Source organism: Streptomyces griseus subsp. griseus (genome assembly GCF_000720255.1).
In the GTDB taxonomy this organism is placed as follows: domain Bacteria; phylum Actinomycetota; class Actinomycetes; order Streptomycetales; family Streptomycetaceae; genus Streptomyces; species Streptomyces griseus_I.
In genome coordinates, this window is sequence record NZ_JOJE01000008.1 from 98,647 (window position 1) to 113,996 (window position 15,350).

Consider the following 15,350-nt stretch of genomic DNA (forward strand, 5'->3'; position numbering starts at 1 on the left):
TTGGTGTGTACGCGTCAATACGTGTGTATGTGATTGACGTTCATCCACATGAATGCTGATGGTTCGTCAGGCGACGCCTGCGCGCGGGACGCCGGAAACCCCACGCAGTGGGCCGCCGAGCTGTGCTAAGGTCTCTGAGTTGCAGTTGTGGTACCCATGAACCTATGTGCGCCTGACGGGAATGCTCCTTCAGGCGCTCTTCGTTTTTTCCGGCATCTCCGGATGGGGCCTCTGCCTACTGAAGGAGAAAGTCATGGCACAGGGAACCGTGAAGTGGTTCAACGCTGAAAAGGGTTTCGGCTTCATCGCGCAGGACGGCGGCGGTCCGGACGTCTTCGCCCACTACTCGAACATCGCGACCCAGGGCTTCCGTGAGCTCCAGGAGGGCCAGCGGGTCTCGTTCGACGTCACGCAGGGCCAGAAGGGCCCGCAGGCGGAGAACATCGTCCCCGCCTGATCACCGGACGCGTATTCCGCTCACCGGGGTCCCCACCGTCATGGTGCGGACCCCGGTTTGTGCTGTTCCCAGGAAGGCAGACACCTACATGTCCCGCAGGCCCCAGAAGGCGAACCGGCGCGCCTCGTCTCCCCCGCCGCCCGCTTCGTCGACGAGGGAGTTCCGGCTGCCGGAAGGCACGACACCCGCGCTTCCCGCCGTCGAGGACTTCGCCGATCTGGAGATGCCCGCGGGGCTGCTGAAGACCCTCACCGCGCAGGGCGTCACCACTCCCTTCCCCATCCAGGCCGCCACGCTGCCCAACTCGCTGGCCGGCCGTGACCTGCTGGGACGGGGACGCACCGGATCCGGAAAGACCCTCGCGTTCGGGCTGGCGCTCCTCGCCCGTACGGCCGGACTGCGTGCGGAGCCCAAGGCGCCCCTCGCCCTGGTGCTGGTGCCCACCCGTGAACTGGCCCAGCAGGTGACGGACGCGCTGACCCCCTACGCGACGGCGGTGAACCTCCGGCTGACCACCGTGGTCGGCGGACTGTCCATCACCAAGCAGGCCGCCGTGATCCGGCGCGGCGCCGAGGTGCTCGTGGCGACCCCCGGCAGGCTCAACGACCTCGTGGACCGCGGGGACTGCGTGCTCGACGACGTACGCATCACGGTGCTGGACGAAGCCGACCAGATGACCGACATGGGCTTCCTGCCGCAGATCACCAAGCTGATCCGGCACGTGCGGCCCGACGGGCAGCGCATGCTCTTCTCCGCCACCCTGGACCGCAACATCGACCGCCTGGTGCAGCAGTTCCTGACCGACCCCGTGGTGCACTCCGTGGATCCGTCGGCGGGGGCGGTGACCACGATGGAGCACCATGTGTTCCACATCCAGGACGAGACCGACAAGAAGGCCGTGACCACGCGTATCGCGGCGCGGGACGGCCGGGTCATTCTCTTCCTCGACACCAAGAGGTCCGCCGACCGGCTCGCCAAGCGGCTCCTGGCCGTCGGGGTCCGCGCGGCGGCGCTGCACGGCGGCCGCTCCCAGCCGCAGCGCAACCGCACCCTGGAACAGTTCAAGAACGGTCAGGTCACCGCGCTGGTGGCGACGAACGTGGCGGCCCGGGGCATACACATCGACGACCTCGACCTCGTCGTGAACGTCGATCCCCCCACCGACCACAAGGACTACCTCCACCGGGGCGGCCGCACGGCCCGCGCCGGCGGCTCCGGCAGCGTGGTCACGCTGGTCCTGCCCGAGCAGAAACGGGAGGTCACCCGGCTCATGTCGGACGCGGGCATCCGCCCGCGGACGGCCCGTGTCACGTCGAGCGACACGGAACTGGCCACCATCACCGGCGCCCGCGAGCCCTCCGGCGTGGCCGTCACCATCGAGGTCCCCCAGCAGGCCGCGCCGACGGCGTCCCGCCCGAAGCGGGGGTCCGCCACCGAGTCCGCCGGGCGCTCCGGCCGCCGACGCCGCAACGGCGGCGCGGCCAATGCGACGACGACGGGTGCTGCCACCAGGACGGGAGGCCGGAACACCGACCGCCGCGCCTCGGCCGGCACGACGGCGGCGGGCAACACCTCCGCGACCGGCGGCCGCGGGTCTGCGACCAACGGCCGCGGCTCCGCCCGCCGGACGGGATCCGGCGGCGCCACGGGCGGTGCCACCGGAGCCGGCGGCCGCGGCTCCGACCGCCGGTCCGCGTCCGGGGCAGCGACCGGCACCGCCTCCGGCAAGGCGGCCCGAGGCTCGGGCCGGCGGTCCGCAGGGCGCTGAAGCGGGTCCCGGTCCGCTCCGGCGGGCCGCCGGACGGTGAAGCGGCCACGGCCCCCGGCCGACGGCGGGCCGCCGGACGGTGACGGCGGGCCCCGGTCCACTCCGTCCGGCCCGCCGGCGGCGCGGGCGGGCGGGCGGGCCACGCTAGAACAGGGCCGTGCCCTTTTCGAAGTCCAGCAGGCGTTGCTTGCGGGTCAGTCCGCCGCCGTAGCCGGTGAGGCTGCCGCTCGCTCCGATGACGCGGTGGCAGGGGACGATGATGCCGATGGGGTTGCGGCCGTTGGCGAGACCGACGGCGCGGGAGGCCTTGGGATTGCCCAGGGCGTCGGCGAGTTCGCCGTAGGAGCGGGTCTCGCCGTAGGGGATCCTGCGCAGTTGGTCCCAGACGCTGCGCTGGAACGGGGTTCCGGCCAGGCGCAGTTCGACGGTGAACTCCTTCAACCCGCCCGCGAAGTACGCCTCGAGTTGTTCCTCCGCCTCCGCGAAGAGGGCGGTGTCGGCTCGGGCGCCGAAGCTCTCCTCCGTCGGGCGGTGGCGCTGTTCGGTCATGTAGAGGCCGCACAGGACGCCGTCGTCCGCGACGAGGGTGAGGGGGCCGTACGGGCTGTCGATGACGGTGTGCTGCTTCATGGTGGTCCCTGAGTTTCCTTTACGGGCCTTAGACGGGCAGGAAGTTGATGGGGTGGCTGTCCGTCGCCCAGAGGTACTGGACGGCGTACGCCCGCCAGGGGCGCCACGCCTCGGCGCGGGCGGTGAGGGCCGCGGGGGTGGAGGGCAGGCCCAGTTCCTGTGCGGCGCGGCGGATACCGAGGTCGGTGGGGAGGAAGGCGTCGGGGTCGCCGAGGGCGCGCATCGCGATGACGTCGACCGTCCAGGGGCCGAAGCCGGGCAGCGCGAGGAGCTCGGCGCGGGTCTGCGACCAGTTGCTGTCCGGGCCCAGGCGGAGGCTGCCGTCCGCGAGCAGTCCGACCAGGGTGGTGAACGTGGTGCGGCGGGTGCGTGGCATCGCCAGGGTCTCCGGGTCCACCGCGGCCAGCGCCTCGGGCGTCGGGAAGAGGTGGGTGAGTCCGCCCTCGGGGTCGTCGACCGGGTCGCCGTGAGCGGTGACCAGGCGTGCCGCGTGGGTGCGTGCGGCGGCGGTGGAGACCTGCTGGCCGAGTACCGCACGCACGGCGAACTCCGCCTCGTCGACCGTACGCGGCACTCGGCGGCCGGGGGCCTTGTCCACCAGGGGTGCGAGGAGCGGGTCCATGCGCAGCTGGTCGTCGATCGCGACCGGGTCGGCGTCGAGGTCGAGCATGCGCCGGCAGCGGCTGATGGCGACGGTCAGGTCCCGCAGGTCGCTCAGGGTGAGACGACAGGCGATGTGGTCGGGGTTCGGGGTCAGGGCGACGATGCCGTGGCCGTACGGCAGCCGCAACGTGCGCCGGTACGCGCCGTCCCGCCACTCCTCCACCCCGGGTACGGCGGTCGCCGCGAGGTGGCCGAAGAGGTTGTCGGGGTTCAGGGGGGCGCGGAAGGGGAGGCGAAGGCTCAGTACACCGGGGGTGACGTGGGACTTGTCGGGGGTCGGGTTCCGGGGGGCCGTGTTCTGGGGGGTCGGGGAGCTCTGGAAGCCCCGGGTCCTGCCGTTCCGCTTCACGCTCCGGTCGCGCAACTCGCTCGGGGACAGGGCGAAGACCTCACGCACGGTGTCGTTGAAGGTGCGGATCGAGGAGAAGCCGGCCGCGAAGGCGATCTCCGCCATGGGCAGCGAGGTGGTCTCGATGAGCAGGCGGGCCGTCTGGGCACGCTGGGCGCGAGCGAGAGCGAGCGGGCCCGCGCCCAGTTCGGCGAGGAGCTGGCGCTCGACCTGCCGGGTGCTGTAGCCGAGGCGGCCGGCGAGGCCGGGGACACCGTCGCGGTCCACGACGCCGTCGGCGATCAGCCGCATGGCGCGGGCCACGAGGTCGGCCCGCTGGTTCCACTCGGGGGAGCCCGGACTGGTGTCCGGCCGGCAGCGCTTGCAAGCCCGGAAGCCGGCCTGCTGGCAGGCCGCAGCGCTCGGGTGGAACGTCATGTTCTCCGGCTTGGGCGGGACGGCCGGGCAGCTGGGCCGGCAGTAGATCCGAGTGGTCAGGACGGCGGTGTAGAACCAGCCGTCGAAGCGCGCGTCCTTGGACTGGACCGCGCGTACACAGTGCTCCCTGTCGGTGTGCGTCCCGTTCTGCATGGATCCAGCATCGTGCACCCGCGCCGCCCGGGCTGGCGGGAATCCGACATCGACCTCGGCTGTCCTGGGCCTGCGCGGATCACCGCCCGCCCGGCGGTGTGCGTCCGCCGTCCTCACATGTTGATCATGTGACCGGCCAGGCCGTGGACCGCCTCCTGGATCGCCTCGCCGAGGGTCGGGTGGCCGTGCACGTTGCGGGCCACCTCGTGGACGGTGAGGTCCCACTTCTGGGCCAGGGTCAGCTCGGGCAGCAGCTCGGTGACCTCCGGGCCGATCATGTGGCCGCCGATGAGTTCGCCGTACTTGGCGTCGCTGATCAGCTTCACGAAACCGGTCACGTCGCCGAGGCCGTGCGCCTTGCCGTTGGCGGTGAACGGGAACTTCGCCACCTTCACGTCGTAGCCCAGCTCGCGGGCCTGGGCCTCGGTGTAGCCGAAGCTGGCGATCTGCGGCTGGCAGTAGGTGGCGCGCGGGATCATCGCGTAGTCCAGCTCCATGGTCTCCGCGTCCGCGATCGTCTCCGCGGCGACCACGCCCATCGCCTCCGCCGCGTGCGCCAGCATCAGCTTCGCGGTGACGTCGCCGATGGCGTAGATGTGCGGGACGGAGGTGCGGCAGCGGCCGTCGACGTCGATCGCGCCCCGCTCGGTGACGCGTACGCCCGTGTTCTCCAGGCCGTAGCCGGTGACGTTGGGGGCGAAGCCGATGGCCTGGAGAACCTTGTCGGCCTCCAGGACCTGCTGGGATCCGTCCTTGGCGGTGACCGTGACGCGGACCTCGGGGCCCGACTCGTCGATCGAGTCGACCCGGGTGGAGGTGAGCACGTCGATGCCCAGGCGGCGGTACTGCTTGGCGAGTTCGGCGGAGACGTCGGCGTCCTCCAGCGGGGCGACGCGGTCCAGGAACTCGACGACGGTGACCTTCACGCCGTAGTTGTGCAGGACGTAGGCGAACTCGATCCCGATCGCTCCGGCGCCCGCGATGACGATCGACTGCGGGAGGTCCTCGGCGAGGATCTGCTCCTCGTAGGTCACCACGCGGGAGGTGCGGCGGGTGCCGGGCAGCAGCTTCGGCGTGGCGCCGGTGGCGATGACGCAGTGGTCGAAGCCGATGGCGCGGGTGTTGCCGTCGTAGTCCGTCACCTGGAGGGTGTGCGGGTCGAGGAAGGTGCCGCGGCCGTCGAGCTCGGTGATCTTGTTCTTCTTCATCAGGTAGTGGACGCCCTTGACCCGGCCGTCGGCGACCTTGCGGCTGCGCCGGTAGGCCTCCCCGTAGTCGAAGGAGACCTGTCCGTCGACCTTGATGCCGAAGGTCTTCGCCTCGCGGGTGACGATGTGCGCGAGTTCGGCGTTGCGCAGGAGGGCCTTGGTGGGGATGCAGCCCACGTTGAGACAGACGCCTCCCCAGTACTTCTCCTCGACGACGGCGACCCGCTTGCCCAGTTGGGCGGCCCGGATCGCGGCGACGTAGCCGCCGGGGCCGGCACCGAGTACGACGACGTCGAAGTGCTCGTCCTGCTCCACCATGGGGAGTTCCTCTTCCTGGGGCCGCGATGAGTCCGTACCGGTGATTCTTTCGCTCCGGCCCGTCGCCCGCCACGCGGATCACCATGTGTTACGAACGCCATAGCGATCACCCCGAGCGGATCAGTAGACGTCCCGCACGTACCGCTTCTCCGTCGCGAGCTGCTTCACGTACGCCGCCGCGTCCTGCTCGGTGAGGCCGCCGTGGACGACGGCGATGTCGCGCAGGGCGCGGTCGACGTCCTTGGCCATGCGGGAGGCGTCGCCGCAGACGTAGAAGTGGGCGCCGTCCTGGAGCCAGGACCACAGGTGGGAGCCGTGTTCGCGCATCCGGTCCTGGACGTAGACCTTGGCGCGCTGGTCGCGGGAGAAGGCGGTGTCCAGGCGGGCGAGGGTGCCCTCGGTGAGGTGGGCGGCGAGGTCGTCCTCGTAGTAGAAGTCGCTGGCGCGGTGTTGTTCGCCGAAGAAGAGCCAGTTGGGGGCCCGGTGGCCGCGGGCACGGCGTTCGTCGAGGAAACCGACGAAGGGGGCCACGCCGGTGCCGGGGCCGACCATGACCATCGGGGTGGTGGGGTCGGCGGGCGGGCGGAAGTGCGGGGAGCGCTGGACGTGGACCGCGACCTCGGTGCCCGGCTCGGCATCGGCGAGGAAGGGGGAGCAGACGCCCTGGCGGGGGCGGCCGGCCAGGTTCTCGTAGCGGACGACGGAGACCGTCAGGGACACCAGGTGGGGGTCGGTGAGCGGGCTGGAGGATATGGAGTACAGGCGCGGTTGCAGCCGGCCCAGGGTGTCGGCCCACTCCTGCGCGTCGGCCCGTACGCCGAACTCGGTGACGACGTCGACGGCCTGGCGGCCCCAGGACCACTTCGCCAGCTCGCCCTTGTTGTCGGGGCGCAGCAGCTTGCGCAGCTCGCGGGGGTCGCGGGCGCGGTCGGCGACGAAGCGCAGCAGGTCGGGGCTGACGCGGGTGATGTCGAGGTGGCGCAGCAGGGCCTCGCCGAGCGAGGTCTCGCCGACGCCGTCGACCCGCACCGACGCGTCCGCGTCCAGGCCGGTCACGGCCAGCCACTCCGTGACGAGACCGACCGCGTTGAGGGGCCGTACGCCGAGGGCGTCACCGGCCTCGTAGACGAGGGGTTGTTCGCTGTCGCGGGTGTCGAAGGTGAAGCGCCGGACCTCCTTGTCCGCGCCGGGCAGGCTGAGCAGCCGGTTGCCGGTCAGACGGGCGGTGACGGGGGCGGGCCGCTTGGGCCGCGGAGGCGCCGCCGGGGCGGCCGGGAGCGGCGGCGCGGGCGTCAGGACACCCTCGGCCCGGAGGGCGGAGAGCACCTCGTCGAGCCAGGCGTGGGCGCTGGTCTCGTAGTCCGGTTCGCAGTCGGTACGGGGCGCCAGGCGCACGGCGCCGAGCTCGTCGAGACGCTGGTCGAGGCGGCGGCCGTGGCCGCAGAAGTCGTCGTACGAGGAGTCCCCGAAGGCGAGGACGGCGTAGCGGCGGCCCTCCAGGCGCTGGGCGTCGGGGGCGGCCAGGGTGTCCCAGAAGCCGCTGCCGTTGTCCGGGGCGTCGCCGTCGCCGAAGGTGCTGGTGATGAGGAGCAGGTCGGCGTCGGAGGGCAGGGTGGTGGGGTCGGCCTGGTCCATGGCGACGAGGGAGGCGGTGTGACCGCCCGAGGTGAGGCGTTCGGCGGTGGCGGCCGCGAACTCCTCGGCGTTGCCGGTCTGGGAGGCCCAGAGGATCACGACCTCGCGGCGGGGCGTGTGCGCGGCCGCCGGCGTGGTGGCGGCACGGGAGTACATGCCGGCGAGGGTGCCGTTGACCCATGTGGCGTGTTCGGGGCTGAAGGGGGCGTCGGGCGGCAGGACCGGTACGCCGGGGGCGCCGGCCGGGATGCCGGCGAGGAAGCCGACGAGGTACTGGCGCTCGGTCACGGTCAGGACCGGCGGCGGGGCGGGCTCGATACCGAAGGCGGCGGCCGCGGAGGGCAGCACGGCGGCGGGCTCCACCACCCCCACGGGCGCGGGCAAGGAGGTGGCAGCGGGGCGGGCAGGGCCCTCGACGGCCCCCGGTGTCGAGACGGTCACCGGTGTCGCCACCTTGGTCAGCGACACGGCGCACACCTTCAGCTCGGGCTGGAAGGACAGCGGGTCGACGGCGTCGCTGGTCACCGCGTTGACGCTGAGGTACTCGCCGAAGAGGTCGTTCCAGTGGAAGGGCGCGAAGCAGGCGCCGGGCCGGACGCGGTCGGTGACGACGGCGGGCAGGACGGCCCGGCCGCGCCGGGAGGCGACCTCGACCGAGTCGCCGTCGGTGATGCCGAGGCCGGCCGCGTCCTGCGGGTGCAGCTCGACGAAGGGGCCGGGGTTGAGCTTGTTCAGCTTGGCCACCCGGGCGGTCTTGGTCAGGGTGTGCCACTGGTGCTGGAGGCGGCCGGTGTTCAGGACGTACGGGTAGTCGTCGTCCGGCATCTCGGCGGGCGGCAGGTGCGGGCGGGCATGGAAGGCGGCACGGCCCGAGGCGGTGGGGAAGGTGAGCGAGCCGTCGTCGCCCACGTACCGGATGGGGTTGCGGTCGGGGCCGTCGGCGGTGGGGGCGGGCCACTGGACGGGCGTGGCGCGCAGGCGGTCGTAGGTCACGCCGCGCAGGTCGTAGCCGGTCTTGGGGTTCCAGGCGCCCTTGATCTCCTCGAAGACTTCTTCGGCAGTGTCGTAGGAGAAGCCCTTCTCGAAGCCCATCCCGCGGGCGACGGCGGCGATGATCCGCCAGTCGGCCATGGCCTCGCCGGGTGGGTCGGCGGCGGGCCGGGCGAGGGTGAGGTTGCGCTCGCTGTTGATGAGGACGCCCTCGGTCTCGGTCCACAGGGCGGCGGGCAGGACGACGTCGGCGTAGGCGTTGGTCTCGGTGTCGGCGAAGACGTCCTGGGTGACGACGAACTCGGCGGCCTCCAGGCCCTCGATGACCGTCCTGCGGTTGGCGACGGAGGCGACGGGGTTGGTGCAGATGATCCAGCAGGCCTTGATCTCGCCGTCGGCCATCTTCTGGAACATCTCGACGGTGCCCTTGCCGACGCCGTCGGCGCGGAGGGTGTCGGGGGGCAGCTCCCACAGCTCCTCGACGAAGGCGCGTTCGGCGTCGACCAGGACGGAGCGCTGGCCGGGCAGGCCGGGGCCCATGTAGCCCATCTCGCGGCCGCCCATGGCGTTGGGCTGGCCGGTGAGGGAGAAGGGCCCGCTGCCGGGACGGCAGATCGCGCCGGTCGCCAGGTGGAGGTTGACCAGGGCGTTGGTGTTCCAGGTGCCGTGTGTGGACTGGTTGAGGCCCATGGTCCAGCAGCTGGTCCACTCCCCCGCCTCGCCGATCAGCCGGGCGGCCTCGCGCAGGTCGTCCTCCGGGATGCCGGTGATCTCGGCGACGGTGGCAGGCGGGTACTCGGCGAGGAACTGCGGCATCGCCTCCCAGCCCTCGGTATGGGCGGCGATGAAGTCGGGGTCGGTGTGGCCGTTCTCGTGCAGCAGGTGCAGGAGGCCGTTGAGGAGAGCCAGGTCGGTGCCGGGCCTGACCTGGAGGAACAGGTCGGCCTTCTCCGCGGTGGCGGTGCGGCGCGGGTCGACGACGATCAGCTTGGCGCCCGCCGACTTCACACGGTCCATCATCCGCAGGAAGAGGATCGGGTGGCAGTCGGCCATGTTCGAGCCGATGACCAGGAAGACGTCCGCGTGGTCGAGGTCCTCGTACGAGCCGGGCGGGCCGTCCGCGCCGAGGGACAGCTTGTATCCGGTGCCGGCGCTGGCCATGCACAGACGGGAGTTCGACTCGATCTGGTTGGTGCGCAGATAGCCCTTGGCCAGCTTGTTCGCCAGGTACTGCGCCTCGAGGCTCATCTGGCCGGAGACGTAGAGGGCGACCGCGTCAGGACCGTACTCGTCGACGACGGCGCGCAGCCGGCGGGCGGTTTCGGTGATCGCCGCGTCGGCCGGGGCGGGCTCCGGCTCCTCGCCCCGGTCGGGGCGCACCAGGGCGGTGGTCAGCCGGCCTGGGGCGCTGAGCATGTCGGCGGTGGTGGCGCCCTTGGTGCACAGCCGGCCGAAGTTCGCCGGGTGCTCCTTGTCCCCGGACGCCTTCAGGACGCTGCGGCGGCCGTCCGGGCCCATGCCGATGTCGAGGACCAGGCCGCAGCCCACACCGCAGTACGAGCAGACCGTCCGCACCGTCGAGGTACGGTCGTTCCGCGAGTCCGGCGCGGCCACGGGCGCCCCCCTTCGCTGTGCTCGGCAGGGTTCTGTTCGGCATGGTTCGACCGTTGATGACCCTACGGACAGCTCATTACGCCGGTGTCTCCTCGGCTGATCATGGGCGGTTAAGCGCGCCGCACAGGGCCGGGACGGGCGGTGTGAGCAGGGCTTCCGGGGGCGGCTGTGAGGAACGTCACCTGCAGGCCTTGTGCGGGCGTCACTCCACCCGCTGGGCGAACGCGTCGTACGCCCGCTGGTCGAAGAGCACGAACCTGACCTCTTCGACCGCTGTCCGCGCGGCCCGTACCGTCTCCACGGCGATGCGGGCGCCGTCGTCCATCGGCCAGCCGTAGATACCGGTGGAGATCGCGGGGAACGCGACCGTACGGGCGCCGAGTTCGTCGGCGATCCGCAGCGACTCCCGGTAGCAGGAGGCGAGTTGCGCGGAGCGGTCGTCGGAGGCGGACCAGACCGGGCCGACGGTGTGGATCACCCACTGCGCGTCCAGTTCCCCGGCGGTCGTGGCGACCGCCTGCCCGGTGGGGAGGCCCTTGCCGTACCGGGAGGCGCGGAGCTTGCGGCACGCGTCGAGGATCGCGGGACCGCCGCGCCGGTGGATGGCGCCGTCGACGCCTCCGCCGCCGAGCAGCGAGGAGTTCGCCGCGTTGACGATGGCGTCGACGGACTGCCGGGTGATGTCGCCCCGGACGAGGGTGATGGTGGTCATGGGGCTTCTCTACCAGCCGGTCCGGAGCCGCGCACGTCGCGACGGCCGACGAACGGGGCACCGCCTCTACTGCCTCTGCCGCAGCCTCCGCCAGACGGCCTTCGCCGCGTTGTGGCCCGACATGCCGTGTACCCCCGGGCCCGGCGGGGTGGCCGAGGAGCAGATGAAGACGGCCGGGTGCGGGGTGGTGTACGGGGACAGCGACAGCCTGGGGCGCAGCATGACCTGGAGTCCGCGTACCGCGCCGGTGCCGATGTCGCCGCCGACGTAGTTGGCGTTGCGGGCGGCGAGTTGGGGTGGCCCGGCGGTGGCGCGGGCGAGCACGCGGTCGCGGAATCCCGGGGCGAAGCGCTCCAGTTGGCGTTCTATGGCGTCGGTGAGGTCGCCGGTCCAGCCGTTGGGGACGTGGCCGTACGCCCAGAAGACCTGCTTGCCCTCCGGGGCTCGGCTGGGGTCGGCGATGCTGGGCTGGACCGTGATCATGAACGGCCGGTCGGGTGCGCGGCCCTCGACGGACGCGGCGCGCAGGGCGGTGCCGATCTCCTGGCTGTCGGCGCCGATCTGCACGGTGCCCGCGGTGCGTGCCTCCTCGGCGGTCCACGGCACGGGTCCGTCGAGGGCGTAGTCGACCTTGAAGACACCCGCGCCGTAGCGGTAGCCCTCGTAGAAGCGGCCGAAGCCGGCGATCCGGGCCAGGGCGGTGGGCGAGGTGTCGAAGACGTAGGCGCGGGCGGGCGGCAGGTCGTCGAGGCGTTTGACCTCGTAGTCGGTGTGGATGGTGCCGCCGAGATCCTTCAGGTAGGCGGCGAGGGCGTCGGAGATGGACTGGGAGCCGCCGCGGGCCACGGGCCAGCCGCGGGCGTGAGCGGCGAGGGCGAAGACGAGGCCGATGGCGCCGGTGGCCACGCCGGAGAGCGGGGCCATGACATGGGCGACGAGCCCGGAGAACAGCGCCTTCGCCCGCTCGTCACGGAAGCGGCGCATCAGCCAGGTCGACGGGGGCAGGCCCACGAGTCCGAAGCGGGCCAGGGTCACCGGGTCGCGGGGCAGGGCGGTCAGCGGCAGGGACATGAAGTCCCGGACCAGGGTGTCCCACCTGGGCAGGAACGGCTCGACCAGCCTGCGGTACGCGCCCGCGTCCCGGGGCCCGAAGGAGGCCGCCGTCTCACCGACCGAACGCGACAGCACGGCGGCGGTGCCGTCGGGGAACGGGTGGGCCATGGGCAGCTCGGCGTGCAGCCACTCGAGGCCGTAGCGCTCCAGGGGCAGGGTGCGGAACGCGGGTGAGTTGATGCCGAGCGGGTGGGCCGCGGAACAGGGGTCGTGGTGGAAGCCCGGCAGGGTGAGCTCCTCGGTTCGGGCGCCCCCGCCCACGGTCTCCCGCGCCTCGAAGAGGGCCACGGAGAAGCCGCGGCGGGCCAGCTCCACCGCGGCGGTCAGTCCGTTCGGCCCCGCACCCACCACGACAGCATCGAGCATCGACGGCACCTTCGGACCCCTTCGTCAGCCGATGGCCACTGGGGATCAGGATATGCCGGGGCACTGACAACCTTCGCGGCGCGGGTGGGTCGGCCGGGTGGTCACCGTGCGCTTGCCTCCGGACGGCGCCCGTCCGCCGATCAGGCTCCGGCCGACAGCAACCCCACCACCCGCCGTGCCGTGGCCGCGTCCCGGGCCGCCGTGAAGGGCAGGGAGTTGCCGCCGGTGATGCGGAACGGCTCGCCGGTGAGGGTGAGGTGGGCGCCACCCGCCTCCTCCACGAGGAGGATGCCCGCCGCGTGGTCCCAGGCGGCCTCCCAGGAGAAGGCCGTGGCGTCCGACTCGCCCCGGGCCACGGCCAGGTACTCCAGGCCCGCGGAGCCGCAGGGGCGGGGTGCGACGCCGTCCGTCCAGAGGCCGAGGAGGGCGTGCTTCTGCTCGTCGGTGGTGTAGTCGGGGTGGGAGGTGGCCACCGTGAGGTCCCGGCCGGGGGTGGGCGCTCCGGCGAACAGCCGCTCACCGTCGAGGAAGGCGCCACCGCCCCGTACGGCCGTGGCCAGTTGGTCGAGGGCGGGCGCGTACGTCCACGAGGCCAGCAGGACTCCGCGTCGGGCGAGCGCGACGAGCATGCAGAAGCCGTCCTCGCCTCGCACGAACTGCCGGGTCCCGTCGACGGGGTCGACGATCCAGACGGGCGCGTCGCCCTGTATCGCCTCGTAGGTGGCGGGGTTGGCGTGCACCGCCTCCTCGCCGACCACGACCGAGCCGGGCAGCAGGGCGCCGAGCGCCTCGGTGAGATACAGCTCCGCTTTACGGTCGGCGTCCGTGACCAGGTCGTGCGGGCCGTCCTTCTCGTCCACCTCGTGCGCGGCGAGCGTGCGGAAGCGCGGCATGATCTCGGCAGCGGCCGCCTTGCGGACGGCCTCCTCCACGTCGGCCGAGTGGTGGGCGAGAAACTCGTCGATGGTTTCCATCTCTTCGATCATGCCCCCCATGAGAGCACGCCCCACTGACAACCCCCACCCGCCCGGTGCACTGCGGGTGGAATCCGCATGAATACCGGGGGCAGCGGTACATGCGGATCATCGTCCGACGGCGTAGCCCTGCATGCCGCGGGGGTTCGCGGCCGCCGACAGGATGCCGGTGCGCGGGTCGCGGGCGACCGCGCAGAGCCGGCCCTCGGACCAGGGCGGTCCGACGGTCACGTGGTGGCCCCGGCGCCCGAGCTCCGCGGTGACGCCGGGGTCCGTGCGCGCCTCCAGGGTGACGCTGCCCGGCCGCATGCCCCGGGGGTAGAAGGAGCCGGGGAAGCTGTCGTTGTGCCAGTTCGGGGCGTCGATCGCGCCCTGGAGGTCGAGGCCGCCGCGCACGGACGAGCGCAGGGCGACGGCCAGGAAGAAGTGCAGCTGCCACTGATCCTGCTGGTCCCCGCCGGGCGTGCCGAACGCCATGACCGGCGCGCCGTCGCGCAGGGCGAGGGAGGGCGTGAGGGTGGTGCGGGGGCGGCGGCCGGGAGTCAGCGTGTTCGGCAACCCCTCCTCCAGCCAGGTCATCTGCAGCCGCGTACCGAGCGGAAAGCCGAGCTCGGGCACGACCGGGTTGGACTGGAGCCAGCCGCCGCTGGGCGTGGCGGCGACCATGTTGCCCCAGCGGTCGACGACGTCCAGGTGGCAGGTGTCGCCCCGGGTGCTTCCGTCGCCCCGCACGAGGGGCCCCTCCGGTTCCCCCGGCACCGGTGACGCCGGATGCTTGGCGACGGTCGGCTCCCCCACTCCCAGCGCGGCGGAGCCGGGCTCGAACGGGATGACCACGCGCGCGTGCGCGCTCAGGCGCGGTGTGCGGCCGCCGGGGCTGCCGGGCCGCAGCTCGTGGGAGGCGGTGTCGCCGACGAGCCCGCGCCGCGCCGCGTTGTACTCCGCCGACAGCAGCTCCGCAAGCGGCACCTCGGCCGCGTCCCCGTACCAGGCCTCCCGGTCGGCCATGGCGAGCTTGCAGCCCTCGACGAGGAGATGGACGTAGTCCGCGGAGCCGTACGGCGGCATCTCGGGCGGCAGCAGCGCCAGCTGCTGGAGGAGGACAGGGCCCTGACTCCAGGGGCCGGCCTTGCAGACGGTCCAGCCGTTCCAGTCGTACGTCGCCGGCGCCTCGTAGGTCGCGGACCAGCCGGCGAGGTCGGCGGCGGTGAGCGTGCCGGTGTGGTGCTCGCCGCTGGTGTCCATGGTGGGCCGCCCCGCCTGCCGGACCAAGGCCTCGGCGACGAAGCCGGTGCGCCACACCTCCCGCGCGGCCTCGATCTGCGCCTCCCGGTCCCCCGCCCCGGCGACCTCCGCGAGCAGCCGCTTCCAGGTCGCGGCGAGGGCGGGGTTGCGCAGCAGCTCACCCGGGCGGGGTGCCGTCCCGCCGGGCAGGTAGACCTCGGCGGAGGAGGTCCACTCCTTCTCGAACAGTTCCCGGACCGTCTCGACGGTCGCGCCCACGTTCTCCACGGGCGCGTGCCCGTGTTCGGCGTACCCGACGGCGAACTTCAGGACGTCGGCGAGGGACTTGGTGCCGTGGTCGCGCAGCAGGAGCATCCAGGCGTCGAAGGCGCCCGGGACGGCCGCGGCGAGGGGACCGGTGCCGGGCACGAGGTCGAGGCCGAGCCCGCGGTAGTGGGCGACGGTCGCCCCGGCCGGCGCAACGCCCTGCCCGCACAGCACCCGTACCTCGCCGCCCGCCGGGGCGAGCAGGATCGGCACCTCGCCGGCGGGCCCGTTCAGGTGCGGCTCGACGACGTGCAGCACGAAGGCGCCTGCCACGGCCGCGTCGTAGGCGTTTCCACCGTCCTCCAGAACGGCCATGGCGGACTGCGAGGCCAGCCAGTGGGTGGAGGACACCATGCCGAAGGTGCCCTGGAGGGTGGGTCGGGTCGTGAACAGGGCCTCTCACCTCGCTGTGTACGTGCGTCGGCCCGGACG

Annotated in this window: 10 protein-coding genes; 2 read left to right on the top strand and 8 right to left on the bottom strand. The window is 72.5% G+C overall.

What is annotated here, in order from left to right; all coding sequences use genetic code 11:
• Positions 1-253 precede the first annotated feature (253 nt).
• Complete coding sequence (locus IG99_RS14400) at positions 254-457, top strand: cold-shock protein (RefSeq protein ID WP_031161015.1); 204 nt, start codon at positions 254-256, stop codon at positions 455-457.
• An 88-nt stretch (positions 458-545) separates the two neighbouring features.
• Positions 546-2,225: a DEAD/DEAH box helicase gene (locus IG99_RS14405; protein WP_037673919.1), complete on the top strand. Its 1,680-nt coding sequence runs from the start codon at positions 546-548 to the stop codon at positions 2,223-2,225.
• A gap of 144 nt (positions 2,226-2,369) precedes the next feature.
• On the opposite strand, the gene IG99_RS14410 is transcribed toward IG99_RS14405, so the two are convergent.
• From IG99_RS14410 to IG99_RS14445, 8 genes are all read right to left on the bottom strand, one after another.
• Positions 2,370-2,855 carry a methylated-DNA--[protein]-cysteine S-methyltransferase gene (locus tag IG99_RS14410; protein ID WP_037673781.1) on the bottom strand — a complete coding sequence of 162 codons (486 nt, stop codon included), beginning with the start codon at positions 2,853-2,855 and terminating at the stop codon, positions 2,370-2,372.
• A 28-nt stretch (positions 2,856-2,883) separates the two neighbouring features.
• On the bottom strand, positions 2,884-4,437 hold the full coding sequence (locus IG99_RS14415; RefSeq protein ID WP_037673784.1) for an AlkA N-terminal domain-containing protein: 1,554 nt from the start codon (positions 4,435-4,437) through the stop codon (positions 2,884-2,886).
• Between the two features lie 113 nt (positions 4,438-4,550).
• Positions 4,551-5,963: a dihydrolipoyl dehydrogenase gene (gene lpdA, locus IG99_RS14420; RefSeq protein ID WP_037673786.1), complete on the bottom strand. Its 1,413-nt coding sequence runs from the start codon at positions 5,961-5,963 to the stop codon at positions 4,551-4,553.
• 120 nt (positions 5,964-6,083) lie between these two features.
• Entirely contained in the window at positions 6,084-10,202 is a 4,119-nt protein-coding gene (locus IG99_RS14425) for a molybdopterin-dependent oxidoreductase (RefSeq protein ID WP_037673789.1), read from the bottom strand.
• 202 nt (positions 10,203-10,404) lie between these two features.
• On the bottom strand, positions 10,405-10,914 hold the full coding sequence (locus IG99_RS14430) for an O-acetyl-ADP-ribose deacetylase (protein ID WP_037673792.1): 510 nt from the start codon (positions 10,912-10,914) through the stop codon (positions 10,405-10,407).
• A 66-nt stretch (positions 10,915-10,980) separates the two neighbouring features.
• The gene (locus IG99_RS14435; RefSeq protein ID WP_037673795.1) at positions 10,981-12,393 is read right to left on the bottom strand and encodes a phytoene desaturase family protein; all 1,413 of its coding nucleotides are present in this window, start codon (positions 12,391-12,393) and stop codon (positions 10,981-10,983) included.
• A gap of 140 nt (positions 12,394-12,533) precedes the next feature.
• Positions 12,534-13,379 (bottom strand): inositol monophosphatase family protein, encoded by an 846-nt coding sequence (locus tag IG99_RS14440; protein ID WP_037673921.1) that lies wholly within the window; start codon positions 13,377-13,379, stop codon positions 12,534-12,536.
• Positions 13,380-13,475: 96 nt separating this feature from the next.
• Positions 13,476-15,311 carry a gamma-glutamyltransferase family protein gene (locus tag IG99_RS14445; RefSeq protein WP_037673797.1) on the bottom strand — a complete coding sequence of 612 codons (1,836 nt, stop codon included), beginning with the start codon at positions 15,309-15,311 and terminating at the stop codon, positions 13,476-13,478.
• Between the last annotated feature and the right edge of the window lie 39 nt (positions 15,312-15,350).

Excerpts from the sequence above, each read along its gene's own strand:
- IG99_RS14400 (WP_031161015.1), top strand. The coding sequence starts at position 254 with ATGGCACAGGGAACCGTGAAGTGGTTCAACGCTGAAAAGGGTTTCGGC.
- IG99_RS14440 (WP_037673921.1), bottom strand. The coding sequence starts at position 13,379 with ATGATCGAAGAGATGGAAACCATCGACGAGTTTCTCGCCCACCACTCG.
- IG99_RS14405 (WP_037673919.1), top strand. The coding sequence starts at position 546 with ATGTCCCGCAGGCCCCAGAAGGCGAACCGGCGCGCCTCGTCTCCCCCG.
- IG99_RS14415 (WP_037673784.1), bottom strand. The coding sequence starts at position 4,437 with ATGCAGAACGGGACGCACACCGACAGGGAGCACTGTGTACGCGCGGTC.
- IG99_RS14435 (WP_037673795.1), bottom strand. The coding sequence starts at position 12,393 with ATGCTCGATGCTGTCGTGGTGGGTGCGGGGCCGAACGGACTGACCGCC.
- lpdA (WP_037673786.1), bottom strand. The coding sequence starts at position 5,963 with ATGGTGGAGCAGGACGAGCACTTCGACGTCGTCGTACTCGGTGCCGGC.
- IG99_RS14430 (WP_037673792.1), bottom strand. The coding sequence starts at position 10,914 with ATGACCACCATCACCCTCGTCCGGGGCGACATCACCCGGCAGTCCGTC.
- IG99_RS14410 (WP_037673781.1), bottom strand. The coding sequence starts at position 2,855 with ATGAAGCAGCACACCGTCATCGACAGCCCGTACGGCCCCCTCACCCTC.